This window comes from Psychrobacter sanguinis (assembly GCF_020736705.1).
In the GTDB taxonomy this organism is placed as follows: Bacteria; Pseudomonadota; Gammaproteobacteria; order Pseudomonadales; family Moraxellaceae; genus Psychrobacter; species Psychrobacter sanguinis.
The window spans coordinates 2,176,500-2,193,643 of record NZ_CP085990.1 but is presented as its reverse complement, the minus strand read 5'-3'; the positions used below and the strand labels follow the sequence as shown (position 1 = coordinate 2,193,643).

13 protein-coding genes are annotated in these 17,144 nt (G+C 40.9%); 4 read left to right on the top strand and 9 right to left on the bottom strand.

The window, feature by feature from the left end:
- Positions 1–951: 951 nt before the first annotated feature.
- The 4 genes from LK453_RS09235 to LK453_RS09220 are packed head-to-tail and all read left to right on the top strand — an operon-like array spanning position 952 to position 3,310.
- A complete protein-coding gene (locus tag LK453_RS09235; protein WP_227674492.1) occupies positions 952–1,236 on the top strand; it encodes a hypothetical protein in 285 nt (94 codons plus the stop codon).
- 38 nt (positions 1,237–1,274) lie between these two features.
- On the top strand, positions 1,275–1,778 hold the full coding sequence (locus tag LK453_RS09230) for a winged helix-turn-helix domain-containing protein (protein WP_201534378.1): 504 nt from the start codon (positions 1,275–1,277) through the stop codon (positions 1,776–1,778).
- Positions 1,775–2,332, top strand: coding sequence for an IS630 family transposase (locus LK453_RS09225; protein WP_201534484.1), 558 nt, complete (start codon positions 1,775–1,777; stop codon positions 2,330–2,332). The genes LK453_RS09230 and LK453_RS09225 overlap by 4 nt, the downstream gene beginning before the upstream one ends.
- A gap of 18 nt (positions 2,333–2,350) precedes the next feature.
- A complete protein-coding gene (locus tag LK453_RS09220; RefSeq protein WP_227674370.1) occupies positions 2,351–3,310 on the top strand; it encodes a transglycosylase SLT domain-containing protein in 960 nt (319 codons plus the stop codon).
- Positions 3,311–3,437: 127 nt separating this feature from the next.
- Here LK453_RS09220 and LK453_RS09215 read toward each other — a convergent pair whose 3' ends face one another.
- The 9 genes from LK453_RS09215 to LK453_RS09175 all read right to left on the bottom strand — a co-directional run bounded on the left by LK453_RS09215 (position 3,438) and on the right by LK453_RS09175 (position 16,811).
- Positions 3,438–6,650 carry a lytic transglycosylase gene (locus LK453_RS09215; protein ID WP_007395204.1) on the bottom strand — a complete coding sequence of 1,071 codons (3,213 nt, stop codon included), beginning with the start codon at positions 6,648–6,650 and terminating at the stop codon, positions 3,438–3,440.
- A 414-nt stretch (positions 6,651–7,064) separates the two neighbouring features.
- Complete coding sequence (locus LK453_RS09210) at positions 7,065–7,553, bottom strand: hypothetical protein (protein WP_144295767.1); 489 nt, start codon at positions 7,551–7,553, stop codon at positions 7,065–7,067.
- 236 nt (positions 7,554–7,789) lie between these two features.
- Positions 7,790–9,010 carry a CNNM domain-containing protein gene (locus LK453_RS09205; protein WP_007395207.1) on the bottom strand — a complete coding sequence of 407 codons (1,221 nt, stop codon included), beginning with the start codon at positions 9,008–9,010 and terminating at the stop codon, positions 7,790–7,792.
- Between the two features lie 67 nt (positions 9,011–9,077).
- Positions 9,078–9,377 carry an integration host factor subunit beta gene (locus tag LK453_RS09200; protein WP_007395208.1) on the bottom strand — a complete coding sequence of 100 codons (300 nt, stop codon included), beginning with the start codon at positions 9,375–9,377 and terminating at the stop codon, positions 9,078–9,080.
- 325 nt (positions 9,378–9,702) lie between these two features.
- Positions 9,703–11,385 (bottom strand): 30S ribosomal protein S1, encoded by a 1,683-nt coding sequence (rpsA, locus tag LK453_RS09195; RefSeq protein WP_007395209.1) that lies wholly within the window; start codon positions 11,383–11,385, stop codon positions 9,703–9,705.
- Positions 11,386–11,622: 237 nt separating this feature from the next.
- Complete coding sequence (gene cmk / locus LK453_RS09190; RefSeq protein WP_007395210.1) at positions 11,623–12,327, bottom strand: (d)CMP kinase; 705 nt, start codon at positions 12,325–12,327, stop codon at positions 11,623–11,625.
- A 248-nt stretch (positions 12,328–12,575) separates the two neighbouring features.
- The gene (gene tadA, locus LK453_RS09185; protein ID WP_313596386.1) at positions 12,576–13,151 is read right to left on the bottom strand and encodes a tRNA adenosine(34) deaminase TadA; all 576 of its coding nucleotides are present in this window, start codon (positions 13,149–13,151) and stop codon (positions 12,576–12,578) included.
- A gap of 126 nt (positions 13,152–13,277) precedes the next feature.
- Positions 13,278–13,946 carry a uracil-DNA glycosylase gene (locus tag LK453_RS09180; RefSeq protein WP_376751556.1) on the bottom strand — a complete coding sequence of 223 codons (669 nt, stop codon included), beginning with the start codon at positions 13,944–13,946 and terminating at the stop codon, positions 13,278–13,280.
- Between the two features lie 294 nt (positions 13,947–14,240).
- Entirely contained in the window at positions 14,241–16,811 is a 2,571-nt protein-coding gene (locus tag LK453_RS09175) for an AAA family ATPase (protein ID WP_201537855.1), read from the bottom strand.
- Positions 16,812–17,144: the final 333 nt, after the last annotated feature.

The following is a 17,144-nucleotide window of genomic DNA, read 5'->3' as shown; positions in this document are numbered from 1 at the left end:
GGTTACCAATCAGTGTGAATATCCCATTGAATTTTCGTAATACTGACACAATATAATGTTAGAAGCGAACCAGTATCAATTGCTGGTTTTGATTTGCCGTGAACTGCCAAATTTAACAAACTATCGCAGGTGCGGATTTCGGCTTGTTTGACTTAATCTTTTATGTCTATGACCAATTCAAATTTTATTGGTTTGTTGGCCTATGGATAGCGTTAAACAAGTTGATGATAGGAGCTCGAATAGATAACTAACTAAGATATTTATAATCTGGTTTAACTTATCTTTTTGTGCCCCCTGTTAAAAATAACACTTAGACAAGTGACGGTTCATAGAAAGCCAAAGTGCTAATAATTGGCCATTCTATGCTTGATTTTGATAGCTCTATTTTTAATCGTTGTGCTTTTAGTGCACTGTTAGATGGTTATTTTAGAGACTCTCAAAATGTCGTCATAAACTTCTTGGACAAACAACTTTGTGATATGGGTTGTCGTATCTGAGTGGTTTTATCCTAAACTGTCATCGGCTTTACATAAGCTGTCCTCAGTTTTGATATTTATCTAAGCGCTGTTTTAATTCGTCTTGCTAGTAACATATTTGATTTCACCCAATTTAATACCGTGCTTTAATGAAATGGCCTTAATCAGGTTTTGCCTTAGCGGGGCTGAAGTGATTAAGGTATAAGTGCGTTGTGAATGGAAAAATCAAACGTTATACCTCCAAGACAAGTGGCTATTTGTGTTTTTGCCCACTTTGACTGGCTTCAATAATTATTAATAATGGGTCTGTTAATGACTGACCATACAATCTGCTATGCCACATTGCATAGAGTATAGATTAATATATTGAATGCGTATAACGCCTATGTTGCTCATAACTGTGGCTTAAAGAGTCCTTAATACAATGGTGTATTAAGCTCTACACAGTATGGATGGTTGGACAAAGGAGACATCCATGCAACGACTATCTCATTGGATCAATCGCAAAGACAATCAATACTTTACTTATAATTTATCGACCAATTCCTCTAATAATACCAAAAATATTCCTCATTTTTTAACACCCCTACACTACCCTGAGCTTACTGCAAAACGCCCTACTGTAAACAAGAAGTTTACTAAGATTAAGATGCTAGCCACTCTCTCTGGCATTGCGGTATTATCTTTGCCCGCAAAAAGCTTGACCACGGCATTGTTCAGTACAGAAGCAGAGGCTTATGATACCAATTCCAAAAAATAAGGTACAATATAACCAACTCAACAACATAATAGAATCACATGCCGAAAAAAACCCCTAGAAATCATAAACTCACAGACCACGATTTTCTGCAATTATCTAAAACAGAAGGCAATGCCAGAGCACGAATCAGACTACTCATGCTGCATCAACTGAGTCAAGGTCATCCTATAGCGACCGTAGCAGAGAACTTTGGCTATAACCCTAGAAGCGTCTATACCATAAGAAGGAAATACTGGTTGCATGGTATCACTAGTGTCTATGACGCAGCTGGCAGAGGCAGAAAGAGTCTTTTAGCAGAAAAAGACATAGAACCATTCAAACAAGCGATAGTAGAAGCTCAGCAGCAAAGAGGTGGTGGTAGGCTCACGGCAAAAGACATCGCACAAATCGCCAAGGAGCAATTTAACGCCAACTATACCCCTAAAGCGATCTATCCTCTCATGAAACGTATTGGTATGAGCTGGGTATCTGCGCGTAGTCGGCATCCTAAGGCAGATCCTAAAGTCATGGAGGCATATAAAAAAACTTCCTTGAGCAGATAAAGCAAGTTCTACCTGATGGTGTTGATATCAAGCAAGTTGATATATGGTTTCAGGATGAAACACGTATTGGCCAACAAGGCTCTATCACAAGGGTTTGGCACTATAAAGGACAAAGACCTCGAGTAGTCAGGCAGCAGCAGTTTGAATCAACTTATCTATTTGGTGCCTTTAATCCGGCGACAGGTGAGAGTGTTGGACTTGTTCTACCTTATGTGAATAAGCAAGCTATGGCATTGCATATGGAGGAAATCAGTAAAGCTGTTCCCGAAGGTCGGCATGCCGTGGTGGTTATGGATGGGGCGCTATGGCACCAACCAAGTTTGGATCAAGACAATGTGACCATGCTTAAATTGCCTCCCTACTCACCTGAGCTTAACCCTGCTGAACAGGTATGGCAGTACCTTAAACAGCATTGGTTATCTAATCGCTGTTTTGAGAGTTATGATGCGATTGTCGATGCGGCATGTGACGCTTGGAATGCATTGTGTAATCAGACTAACTTAATTAGGTCTATCACTCAGCGGGAGTGGTGCGACTTGAGTGTTATTTTTTAGAATTGGTATGATAATGTTATGGCGTCAAAAACCTTAACGTTGGCCTCTGTAGAGGGCAGCAGTACGTATTTTTCTACAGACAGATTTGAGCATGGGTTTGGCTATGATATAGCCCGCTCTTACGCCCATGATTTGGGTGTGGACTTAAAGGTCAAGCAATATGACACGGATGCAGAAGCCTTAAAAGCCGTTCGCCAAGGTGATGCAGATATGGCATTAACCACCGCCAGCACTAAGTTAAGTACAGAGTCTGGTGTGGCCTCAATCAATATTAGCTGCGGCTTTGACAGTACTCTTGCTACTAATGGTTTGCATCCAAAAACCAATTGGAGTTTCCGAAGCAATACTGATCCTCTGGCCGTTAAAGCCAGTCACTTCCTATGTGATGATGGACAGTTGATTAGTACCACCAAAATTGCCAATTTTTATGATCAAACTTTATTAGAAGATGATTATAACCGTAAGCATTTTGAACAGGCATTAAATACCAATTTGCCTCACTATAAAAACTCTTTTCAGCAGCAAGCCAGCACTTACAACCATGACTGGCAGCTTTTAGTGGCTATGGGCTATCAAGAGTCGCATTTAGATGCCAATGCGATTTCGCCTACAGGAGTCCGTGGGTTAATGATGCTAACCAACAACACTGCTAAGGCTATGGGCGTCTCAGACCGAGTAGACCCTTATCAAAGTATCGGTGGTGGCGCTCGCTATTTAGAGCAGATGAAAGCCACGTTCAAAGACGTGCCAAATCCAGACCGTTTATGGTTTGCTTTAGCGTCTTACAATATGGGCCCCAATGCGGTCAAAAGCATTCAACAGAAACTGGCCGATAAAGGTCAAAATCCCAACAGCTGGTCGAATGTCTATACCTATATGTCAGAAAATGCCATTTATAACTCTCGCTACACTCAGTGCATGCATTATGTCACTAACATCCGTAGCTATTTAGAGTCTCTCAAAACGCAAACGACTTAAGTTCGCAAACTGTTATAACTGTCATAACTTTTATAAGCAGTACCTTTATGGCAGGACCATCAATTTTTAAACAAAAAAAGAGCTCAAATTGAGCTCTTTTTTTTTGATCTAACTTTTGACGTGCTGTTTATTGAACAGGAACTTTAATGGTTTGACCCAACTGTAGCATCGCGGTACTACTAATACCATTCAACTCTGCTAGCTTCTGTGGGCTTATACCATATTTCTTAGCCAACCCAATCAAGCTATCTCCAGATTGCACTTTATAATTAGTGGTGGTCGCAGGAATGGTAATCTTTTGACCAATCTGTAATTGCGCGTTATTACTCAAGCCATTAGCACTTGCCAGCTGACTAACGCTTACCCCGTATTGACCCGCTAAAGCAATCAGTGAATCGCCTGACTTAACGGTATAGTTACCACTGGTAGAGGTTGCTTTAGAAGCAGGGGCTGATGAACTAGCACTCGAGCTAGCGCTCGAAGAGGAGCCACCACTTGCTTTACTCGAAGGTACTTTCAGCGTTTGACCTACGAACAAACCAGCGGTAGTGCTAATATCATTAGCGGCTGCTAAGTCTGCTGTTGATACCCCGTACTCACGTGCAAGGTTAATCAGACCATCACCCGCTTTTACTTTATAGGTTCCGGTATAGTTCACTTTTGAGCTTGAAGTACTGCTACTTGAAGACTTTGAGCTGCTACTAGAACTACTTGAAGTATTACTTGAGGTGCTGCTGCTTGACGAAGCGCTACCACTACTGCCTGGAATCGTAATCACTTGTCCTACCAACAGATTAGAGGTCACACTTAAGTTGTTGGCCTTAGCAAGATCGCTTATAGACAGGTCGTATTTATTTGCCAACGCCGTTAATGAATCTCCTGATTGCACTTTATACTTGATGGTTTGATTATTCAAGTTACGTGCAACTTGCTCTTTGGCCACAGGCAGTTTAATGGTTTGACCACGCTGTAGCTGAGTAGTCGCTGAGAAGTTATTAATATCAGCGATTTGGGTATGAGCCACCCCAAGTTTATTGGCAATACCAATTAGGGTATCACCTGACTTGACCGTGTAACGAGTAGTTTCTCCGCTATAGCTGCTAGAGCTAGAAGAAGATTTACTGTTACTACTCGATGAGCTTGTGCTACTGCTTGATGAAGCAGTATCGGCCGGTACAGTCAGACGCTGTCCTACCAATAATTGCTCATTAGGGCTCATATCATTCATGGCAGCTAATGTGGTGACAGGTATATTGAAGCGTGACGCTAAGCCAATTAGACCTTCACCGCGCTGGACAGTGTAGGACTTAGTCTTACCACTATATGCTGATGAAGTGCTACTGCTAGAGCTGCTGGTCGTGGTTTCTTTAACCATACCAGGGATGAGCCATAATTTTTGACCAGTGCGCAATTGAGCATTGGTAGGCAAGCCGTTGTAGCTTGCCAAACGTGACACACTCAAGCCGACGCGGTTTGCTGTTCCCACTAACGTATCGCCTGGGCGTACGATATAAGTATTAGGCTGAGCGTCACTCTGAGTGACATCAGGTTTAGCGACTGAACTGTCTAAAGGTTTAATAGGCTTAGCGTTATATAGATACAGCTTGGTTCCTGCCAACAAGGTTGAGTTGGGATTAATTTGGTTCCAATCTGCGATATCACGCCAGTTTAAGCCAGCACGTGTGGCGATATTTAACAGGGTGTCACCGCGTTGTACGGTATAAACACTACGGGTACCTGTTGGTTTAGGCGGAGTACTGTCTTGTTGCTGAGTAGCAGGTTTATCAAAGCTAATTTTCTTCTCTAAACCGCGTGCTTCCAGAATAGATTGTTGAGTTTGAATGGCATCAAGTTTGATATTACCATCTACCGGACTTACTACCTCACCCACTTCTGGTGCTTGTTGGCGAATTTGTTGCGAAATGAAGCTCTTCTCTTCAGGAGACAAAGGTGGCTCTTGAACGATGGTCACGTTCTTAGTCAACTGAGCAGAAGTGGTTGGCAAGGTATTAGAAGCCGCCAATTCAGACTCAATTCTTTTCTTCTCAGTGGCACTAATAGGCGGTTCACTCACTGTGTTAGTGATAGTCGCACCCGATGAGAATGAAGGCGTTGGAGCAATATAGCTGCTATTTTGTTGCGGTGCACGAGCTTTGCTTGCAAAATCAGCCAAACCATCCGATGACTTAGCCATCACTTCATATTGAGAATCAGGGATAGTATAAGGAGAGATACCCCCACCATTGCCTTTTAGAGTGCTTAGCTTAGAGTCTACAACGATGTTAACTTGGTTGGGGATAATGACACGGTTAGGTCCTGAAGAATCCACTCGACCGCTGGTTAATGAAGGGTTAAGCGCTTTTAATTCATCATAACCCACGCCTGTCAGTTGTGAAACTTCCATCAAGCTCACGCCATAATTGACTGGGACGCTTCTAAAATGCTGACGGTTGGCGATAGCAGGTAAATAAATACTATATTGGTTGGTATCTTTGATGATTTGAGCAACCGCCATGAAGCGTGGCACATAATGCATGGTTTCAGTAGGCAGCGATAAAGACCAATAATCTGTTGGTAACCCTCTAGCACGGTTGGCATCAATGGCTTTTTGAACACGACCTGGACCAGCGTTATACGCGGCCAATGCCAACTCCCAGCTGCCAAACTGGTTATGTAACGACGTTAAGAAGTCATAAGCAGCACGTGTTGACTCAATAACATCACGGCGGCCATCATAGGTTGGGGTTTGGCTTAGACCATAGATACGGCCGGTACTAGGAATGAACTGCCATAGGCCTGCCGCTGCCGCGTTACTAGTACCTGTTGGATCGTATGAACTCTCGATAACCGGTAGTAATGCCAATTCTGTTGGAATATTACGACGTTCCGCTTCACGTACAGTATGATATAAATAACGACTCGCACGAGCGGTTAGACGGTTAATATACTCTTGACGACTGATAAACCAGTTCTTCTGAGCATCAATTCTTTGCTGCTGACCGAAGCCATAGCTTTGGTTCATGCGGAAACCTGCTCGCATTCTGTCCCACAAGTTACCATATTGCTGAATGGCCAACTTATCATCTTCCACCATTTTCATATCCGTGGCTTCTAATAAATTTTCAAGCTCCGATAGACTCTCATCATCTAGCAATGAGGTACTATAACCTCTGGTAGCCGGTACATTGGACACCGCTTCGTTTTGTGCAACAGGAACACGAGTCACCTGTTGTGTACCTTGAGTTGGTGCTGTGCTGTTACAACCGGCTAAAATTACTGAGCCTATAGCAATAACTAAAGGTAGCTTACAAAATCGAATAGAGGTTTTTCTAAAGTTCATGACAATAACAACCCAGTATAATAAGTGAAAACAACTTTATATATTAAAATTTTTATATATTAAGACATAGTTTGTGAGTAAGTAAGGACAACATGCGCCACAAAGTATAATGGCTTTTGATGTAAAATTGTATCTATAATAACTTTTATGAATAGCTTTTTAGATTATGGGCATCAAAACCTTAGCAATTACCACTTTATATACAGTTATATATACCAGTGGTTACTTCCCTATTAAAGTCCAAAATCAGTCTAAAAACTGTTCAAAAAGCTTACCCTTAATCTATTAAACTTTAAGTAATAGACTGCAGGCTTTATACTCAACGCCTGAGTATATCAGCAATTTCCTAAATACAAAAAACGAAAAAGTTTGTAAATATTACAAACTTTTTCGATGGAACATAATGAAGGCGTATTATTCAATAGTAACTTGTGACACTGCTCTTAAAAGCACGGCATTGTTATTATCTGACTTTAAGGTGGCGCGTGAGGTGGTACTCATCGTTCTTTGCTGACCATCTTTTACCCAAGTTTCAACCGTTTTGACATCAGCTTTCGCTTGTTCACCACTTATTACTACGTTTGAAATTGAAATATCATACGCATAGTTACTAGATTTTGCCCAACTGTCTTGCAATAGCTTCAAGTAAGCTGCTTTGTCTAAACTGGTGGTTTTACCTCGGCGTGATAGTGAAATTAGCGCCTCATCTGCTACTAAGCTGGATACTTTATTCACGTTTTTACTATTTGCTGCTTGTTTCATTTGGGCAGCATAGCTTTGTACAGCAGCTTCTGATATTGCTGCTTGTGCAGAAGTTGCGGCAACACCGACAGTCGCTACAATAGCCACTGGCGCTAAGATACCCGCTAGAGATTTTCTAGAGCTAAATAAACTCTTTATCATCATGACTTCCTTTATATTATTGTAATGGATTTAAGCTTAAGACTATAAATTTCATGAAATTAAACGTCTTAACCTAACTTCTATCTTACTACAATTCAATTAGGCTTATCCTAGCTGATTATTAACGTCTTGTAATATTTAGTCACAAATAAAAAAAGTAAAGGGCAATCTTATCCAGATTACCCTTTGTTTTATTACACTATCTTAAACACTAAGTCTTAAGCACTAAGTAGCTTTTAATCAATGATGGTATCATCATCTTCAACCAGCATGCCTAAACGTGCTGAGCGGCGCTGCATCATTTGGCGTGCTAATGCCTGCATGTCCTCTACTCTATCTACCTCATCGACAATCTCTAAGCCGAGTAAGGTTTCTAGTACATCCTCTAAGGTGACCAGGCCTTTAACTTCACCATATTCTCCCACTGTAATGGCTATATGAATACGGCTATTTAGCATCAAGTCTAATAAGTCAAACAGCTTCATTTTAGAAAATACAAAAGTAATTTCACGCTTGTAGCTTTCTAACGGCTTGTCCATATGGTTATTGGCTTTTGCCAATAAGATATCTGACTTTAAGACAAAACCTGTCACTTTATCTAAGTCTTCATCATAAATGGGTAATCTTGAAAACATTAGTTTTGGACGATTTGCCAGTAATTCTGCCACTGTAATCGACTGATCAAAAGCATGCATTACTGATCTTGGCGTCATAATATCTTCTACCTTAATAGCACCAAATGCCAAAAGGTTTCGAATGATTCTTGACTCTAGAGGATCTATTTGACCTGACTGCTCACCAACACTGGCTAACGCTGCAAATTCATTACGGCTAAAGGTATTCGCTTTTTTACCCCGTGTTAATAACTTGGTAATTTTTTCTGAAAACCAAATTAAAGGGTATAAAAGGAAGATAATACCTTTCACAAAATAAGCAACTGGACCTGATAACTGTCTCCAGTATACGGTACCAATAGTCTTAGGAATAATCTCCGAACCAATCAAGATTAAAAGGGTCATCAGTGCAGAAAACACCCCAAACCATTCACTTCCGAAGACAATTGTGGCCTGAGCACCTGCTCCTAAAGACCCCACAGTATGGGCCACTGTATTTAAGGTCAAAATAGCCGCAATAGACTGATCAATATTGTCTATTTTGACATGTTTTAACATCGCTGATTTTGCAGGGTTTTCTTCTGCGATTGATGCCACATAAGAGGGCGTCATAGTCAGTAGTGTCGCTTCTGATACCGAACAAATAAAGGACACAAAGACCGATAGTACAATAAAGCCTACCAATAAGGCGACATGGACACCATAAGCGTATGTCTGAATGGCAGCGTCAGCCTCTGCATTACCACCGGCTGCATAAGCAACCAATGGTAATGAGGCGATAAGAATCAATGAAATGATAGTATTACGGGTAAAGCGTGATGATGTTCTAAATCGAGCTTTCAAGTCACACACCTAATGTAATTAACATATAAAAAATAAGAGTTACAGGATAGCATTAAATTTATGGCGTTTACATCCATTTGTCGTTAACGCCCTCACGTAATGCTTTACCTGGTTTAAAATGCGGAATAGATTTTTGTGGCACCATAACCATTTCACCGGTTTTAGGATTACGGCCTTGTCTGGCCTCACGGTGATGCAAACAAAAAGTACCAAAACCTCTCACTTCAATCCGATTATTCTCAATTAATTTTTCAGACAGTAATTCGATAATTTCTCTGACCGCATCATCGACTTCTGTCTCTGAGATATAGTCGCAACGAGCCGAGACGTCCTGAATCAAATCTGATTTATTTATAACTTCTGTCATATCCTTGTGACCTTAATAAATGATTAGTTGAAATAGCTTTAAAGTTATAGTCCTTTAAGAACCTTATAAGCAAATAACCGTTATCTTCGTGATAACAGCTCTGTCAATAAACTATGAAAACTCTGTTAAAAAATAAGCAGGTTACCCCGCTCTGTAAACAGTGAATTAACCATAGCATGTTGATATTAAATCATAAGTTGCGGCATCTGTGGAACTATTATTCCAATTTATAACCAAATAGCAAGTAAATCGACATAAAAAAGGAGTACCCGAAGGTACTCCTCTTTATAACCATAGCGTATAGCTATCGATATTTAGTCAAAGATTAGTCTTCTTGCATCTGTTCTTTGATTAGGTCACCGATAGTTTTTGGCTGTGCTTCTGGAGCAGCTTGAGTGCTACCAAGCTCTTTAATAGCTTGACGCTCTTCAGCTTCATCTTTAGCTTTGATTGATAAGCTAATACCACGTGATTTACGGTCAACGCTGATGATTTTCGCTTCAACAGTGTCGCCTTCGTTTAGATGTTTAGTCGCATCTTCAACTTTGTCACGTTGGATTTCAGAGGCACGTAAGTAACCTTCAACTTCATCTGCTAAAGTAATAGTTGCGCCTTTAGCGTCAACTTCTTTAACAGTACCAGTTACGATTGAACCGCGATCGTTACCTACTAGGTACTCGTTGAACGGATCAGAGCTTAACTGCTTGATACCTAGGCTGATACGGTTGGCTTCAGCATCAACTGAAAGAACCATAGCTTCAACAGTGTCGCCTTTGTTGTAGTTACGGATAGCTTCTTCGCCAGCTTCGTTCCAAGAGATATCAGATAGATGAACTAGACCATCGATACCACCGTCAAGACCAATGAAGATACCGAAGTCAGTGATTGACTTGATAGTACCTGTTAGCTTATCGCCACGGTCAAACTTCTTATCGAACTCTTCCCATGGGTTTGGTAGAGTTTGTTTGATACCTAGGCTGATACGACGACGCTCTTCATCGATATCAAGGATCATAACGTCAACTTCATCACCAATCTGAACTACTTTAGATGGGTGGATGTTTTTGTTAGTGTGATCCATTTCTGAAACGTGTACTAGACCTTCGATACCGTCAGAAATCTCAGCGAAACAACCATAATCAGTTAGGTTAGTTACGCGAGCTTTAACGATGCTACCTACTGGGTAAGTACCGCTTACGTTATCCCAAGGATCAGTGCCTAACTGTTTAAGACCTAAGCTTACACGGTTACGCTCACGATCAAATTTAAGTACTTTAACTTTAAGATCTTGACCCACTTCTACAACTTCAGATGGGTGCTTAATACGGCGCCATGCCATATCAGTGATGTGTAGTAGACCATCGATACCGCCTAGGTCAACGAATGCACCATAGTCAGTTAGGTTCTTAACGATACCTTCAACTTCGATACCTTCTTCAAGCTTATTAAGTAGCTCTTCACGCTCAGCTGAGTTTTCAGCTTCCATAACCGCTTTACGGCTAACAACTACGTTGTTACGTTTCTGGTCTAATTTAATAATTTTGAATTCTAGTTCTTTGCCTTCAAGGTGCGTAGTGTCACGGATTGGACGAACATCAACTAATGAACCTGGTAAGAAAGCACGTACTGAACCAATATCAACAGTAAAACCGCCTTTTACTTTGCTTGAGATGATACCTTTAACAATTTCATCACCTTCAAATAGCTTCTCAAGCGCATTCCATGTTTCAACACGTTTTGCTTTTTCACGTGACAGTAGGGTTTGACCCATACCGTTGTCAACAGCTTCAACAACAACATCAACGCTATCGCCCACTGCTACTTCAAGCTCGCCATTTTCGTCTAAGAACTCTTCACGAGCTACAACACCCTCAGACTTCAAACCAGTGTCAACTGTAATCCAATCGCTATCGATTGCTACAACAGCACCGCTGATTACTGAGCCACGCTCAATATCAAGACCCTGCTCTTCTAGACTCGCTTCAAATAGTTCAGCAAATGATTCCATTATGATTACCTTAATATAGCCGTATCCTGTCCAGCACAGTACGGTTCAAGTTAATGAGGATAAAAGATTGACGCTGGTTTTACTCTTTTCATCCCCATTTAAAAAAAACGTTAAATTTGTTTGGGTGGTATCAAACTCGATTCACATCTCGTGTTTGATGAACTGCCTAATATGCCGTTAGGTTATCTAAGAAAGTATCAATAAACTCTCAAGAGATAATTAAACTAACAAAATAGCTTAGTCGCTAAAGCAAATACCCTTAGTTTGGCAGAACTCTTTAATCTTCGAATAAACATCTTCAGCATTCATCTGAGAGCTGTCTAATACCAAAGCGTCTTCAGCAGGTTTAGAAGGAGAAACGCTTCTATTTTCGTCACGCTCATCTCGTTGCTGAATGCTTTGCAATATGGCTTGGTAATCCGCACTTTGCCCTGCTTGCTCTAATTGAGCAACGCGGCGATTGGCACGCGCTTCCGCACTGGCTGTCAGATATACTTTGGCATCCGCATTGGGAAATACCACTGTACCCATATCACGACCATCAGCGATTAACCCTGAGTCGTTTGCCATATTTTTCTGTAGTGCTAATAATGCCGCTCTTACTTTAGGCAGGGCGGCAACTTTAGAGGCATAACCCCCTACCGTTTCATTTCTTATCTCACCGGCGACATTACTGCCATCAACCACGATATCAACTTCGCCAGTCTCACGAGGTAGAAACTGTATGTGTAACTTGTTGGTTAGCTCAGCGATATTCTCTTCATCTTTACTGTCTAACTCTGTATTAGTTAGCAACTTTGCTTCAAAAGCTTTTAAACCAACAATTCGGTACAAAGCCCCCGAATCAAGTAAGCGGTAATCCAAAGCTTGAGCCAGTTTCAAACAGACGGTCCCTTTTCCTGCACCACTTGGGCCATCTATTGTAATCACTGGAAAGCTCATCTTTTATCACCTACTATTTATTTTATAATATTAGCCGTTTGTAGGTCACTACTGTCGGCTATATTTGTTCGTTATTTTTTTATTAATAGCGTATTAACTAACTAATAAAGAGGCATCTACACGACTGTAAACGCAAATAGTGCAAGATTATAACAAATAAAGCGCTGCATCACTAGATAAAATTAACGATTTACCCACAAAAGTTCAATTATCTTTTTAGCCTTTAATCGTTGTTAAAAACTCGATTATTAACTCGAACTGTTTTTCTTTTTAGTTCGTCTTGCCTTAAAAAACGACTTTAAGATTTGCTGGCTATCGGCTTGTAGCAGACCGTAATTAACCGCTATTTTGTGGTTATAAAAATCCATTTCAACCAAATTCAATTGGCTACCCACCATTCCAGCTCGAGGCTCTTGGGTGGCAAATACCAACCGCGACAATCGAGCATGGATTAGAGCGCCAAGGCACATGGTGCAAGGCTCTAATGTCACATATAGCGTGGTATTAGCAGGCAACCTATAGTTCTCTAACGCAGAACAGGCCGAACGAAGCGCGACTATTTCAGCATGGGCCGTAGGGTCGCACGTTAATATAGGCTGATTAAACCCTTCGCCTATAATATTGCCTTCCTGTACCAACACCGCCCCCACAGGGACTTCTTCTTTAGAAGCGCCTTGTTGTGCCAACTCTAAAGCAGCTTGCATACATTTAACATCACTGAGCGACCAAAACTTGGCTTTGGATAAATCAGTAGTCGATAAATCAGCTGTATGGCCATTGACCGTCGTCATGGCCTTTAAATTTTGTACTTGTAAATGAGTCATAGCAAAAGCTTTTAAATAAGAATTATACCTTTCTAGAAAATTATCCATCTTTGGCAAACCAGTTAAATCGACTGGTTGTCTTGTTTGTGCCTGTTTGCCTTAATAGGTTAATTTCTAGAATTAGTATTACTGAGGTAGTTGCCAATCTATTGCACTTTTGCCATGTTGAATTAAGTATTCATTGGCTTTAGAAAAAGGTTTTGTGCCAAAAAACCCCCCTCTATTGGCTGCCAGTGGTGAAGGATGGACAGCAGATAAAATAAGGTGTTTATCCGTATCAATAAACTTGCCTTTAAGCTTAGCCTTACTTCCCCAAAGAATAAATACAGTATGCTCGGTCTGCTTATTGATCACATCAATAACCGCATCGGTAAATTGCTCCCAGCCTTTGCCTTGGTGACTGCCAGCATCACCCTCTTCTACGGTCAAAGAAGCGTTTAAAAGCAACACGCCTTGTTTCGCCCAGTGCGTTAAGTCGCCATGTCTTGAAGGCACTGTACCAATATCATCGGCCATCTCTTTCAAAATATTATTAAGCGAAGGCGGTTTAGGTATTATTTTGGGCACAGAAAAAGACAAACCCATCGCTTGCCCAGGACCGTGATAAGGGTCTTGACCCAAAATAACCACTTTCACTTCTGACAGTGGTGTTAAGTTAAAAGCATTAAACATCTGGCTGCCTTTGGGATAAATCGTTTTTCCCGCACTATACTCTTGTCTTAAGAACTCTCTTAAGTTGTCCATATTTTGAGAAGTCAGTTCGTCCGCTAAGGCTAACTTCCAATCTTCAGGCATTTTCACCCGCGCTAAAATAGCTTGTTTTTCAGCGTCACTCTTTTGGGGCTGATCTGTGTCAAATAGCTGCATAGGAATACTCTTATTTTGATTATATATTAAGAATTATAAGGCTTAACTGATTCAATATTCTGTCAAATTTTATGATAATTAAATAAGGATAAAAAAAGAGGTCGACCCTAGGGTAACCTCTTTTTGGAGTGAAATAACAATACTTAATTTAGTGCTTAGTTCGTTGGCCTAAATCGCTATAGCTCATCTAACAACTATTTAGCCATTTAGACTTCTGACGATTTAACCTTCAGCGTATTCTACGCCACGCTGACCGTGCTGCTCAACCACTGTTAGTAAAATACGACTGCCTTCTGCTGCCGCCTTACCACTGTTGTCTACAGAACTTTCAAAAGGCTCATCATTCAACGTCACGTGCACTGCACCACCTTCCGCTAAGTCACCAAACAATACCATATTAGCCAATGGCTTTTTGATCTCGTTTTGGATCAGACGTTGCATAGGACGAGCACCCATCAAACGGTCATAACCTTTGTCAGCCAAGTATTCACGAACTTCATCGTCAATCTCTAATACCACTTGCTTGTCATCAAGCTGGGCTTGAAGCTCAACTAAGAACTTGTCTACCACTGAAACAATGATAGAAGAGTCTAGTGGGTTAAACTGAATAATCGCATCCAACCGGTTACGGAATTCAGGGGTGAATACCCGATTCATCGCTTCAGTGTTATCTTTACTATGATCTTGCTTAGTAAAGCCCATTGACGCACGGCTAATGCTATCAGCACCAACGTTTGTGGTCATAATCAAGATGACTTGCTTGAAGCTGGCAACACGGCCGTTATTATCAGTTAATGAACCGTGATCCATAACTTGTAATAACAAGTTAAATACGTCTGGGTGCGCCTTCTCAATCTCATCTAGCAATAACACACAATGTGGGTGCTGATTGATTTTCTCAGTTAATAGACCACCTTGATCAAAGCCAACATAGCCTGGAGGCGCACCGATTAAGCGTGATGCAGTATGCGCTTCCATGTACTCTGACATGTCAAATCGCACAAGCTCTATGCCCATCAGATTCGCCAACTGTTTAGAAACTTCAGTTTTACCTACCCCTGTTGGGCCAGCAAACATGAAGGAACCAATAGGCTTATCAGATGACTTCAATCCTGCTCTTGATAACTTAATAGCATCAGACAAAGTCTTAATCGCTTCACTCTGACCAAATACTAAACGGTTCAAATCACGTTCTAAGTGTTGTAACAATGATTTATCATCGTTAGACACTGATTTAGGTGGAATTCGAGCCAACTTAGAGATAATCGCTTCAATGTCTTCTACATCAATAACCGTAGGCGCTACTTGCTTATCTTCATCTAAGTCTGCTTTAGAGTCATCTTGCTCAAGCTCAGCATCCGCTTCTAAGTCTTCGTCTGCTGAATCATTTGCTTGGGCGTCTTTTTCTAAGTCAAGGTCCAATTCGAAATCATCATTAACGTCTTTCTCATCCGTTATTGACGCATCATCTTGATCTTTAACAGGATCATAGTCTGAATGACTTAACTCATTTATTAACTGATTTTCGTCTTCCACTTGGTCTGCATCTGGGGTAACACCAAGACGCTTGTAAGCACCTGCTTCATCAATAACGTCAATGGCCTTATCTGGCAAGAAACGTTCATGAATGTGTTTAGCAGATAATTTAACTGCACTCACTAAGGCAGCATCAGTATATTCCACATTATGGAATTCTTCATAACGCGGTTTTAAGCCGCGTAAAATTTCGATGCTGTCATCAATGCTAGGCTCGTTGACATCAATCTTTTGGAAACGACGAGATAACGCATGGTCTTTTTCAAATACCTGACGATACTCAGTAAATGTGGTTGACCCAATACATCTTAATTCACCGTTGGCCAAAGCAGGCTTGATTAGGTTCGAGACATCCATATTACTGCTCATAGATGATCCTGCACCAATAATCATATGAATTTCGTCAATAAACAAAATAGCATTTGGTTTGGCTTTTAACGCATCAAGCAATCCTTTCATCCGCTTCTCAAAATCACCACGGTATTTAGTACCCGCAATTAGAGAGCCAATATCTAGGCTATAAATAACACAGCCCTGTAAAGGTTTCGGAGCTTTATTATTGATAATTAACCAAGCCAGACCTTCAGCAATTGAGGTTTTACCCACGCCTGGATCACCCACTAATAGCGGGTTGTTTTTGCGACGACGACATAGTACTTGTGCCGTACGCTCAATTTCGCTCTGACGACCAATTAAGGGATCTGTCTTACCTTCCGCCGCTCTTTTATTTAAGTTTTGGGCAAACTCAGTTAGAGGGTCTTTTTTCATTCTTGCCCCTTTAGCTTCAGCAGATTCTGCTTCAGGGCCTGAATCACGAGTTTCATCGCCGTCTGAACCATGAGACAAGTACTGAGTCAATTCAAGACGACTCACCCCTTGTTTTTTGAGCAAGTAAACCGCATAAGTATCGTGTTCAGAGAACATAGATACTAAGATATCTGAGCCCTGTACCAGACGACCGGAGCCGATAGACTGCACATGAAAAATTGCACGCTGCAAAATGCGATCAAAACTCTGAGTAGCCTGAGGCGTTTGTTCTAAATCCGCATCTAAAGTCGGTGTATGTTTTTCGATATAAGCTTCAAGGTCCGAGCGTAAGCTAGCAATATCAGCTCCGCAAGCCTTTAAGGTAGTGGCAGCATTATTGTTTTCTAACAACGCCAATAGTAAGTGCTCAACGGTGAGATACTCGTGAGACTTCTGTCGAGCTAGCGTCATGGCTAGACGCAAGGAAACTTCGAGATGACGACTTAACATAGAGGTATCCTGTCAATATTGTAATTTTTTATTTGGTAAGATCTTTGTGAGTATAATTTTAATAGATAGTTAACTATAACAAGTTAACAGGGAATTGGGGTAGTTAATGACAATGATATTATTGATATCACGATTTTTTTGTAACTTGCTTTTTTCACTTAGATCTTATCCACTTATTAAGTAGGTAGGGTTTGCCATGCTAAAAATCAAGTCAACTTGCTGACAATGTGTTTAATAGATACTCAAACCTAACACAAATTTTTCGCTCAATTTCAATGCGTTATGCAAGCTAAGATAATAAGGAACAAAAAAGAAGGGAAGAAAATAGTAGGC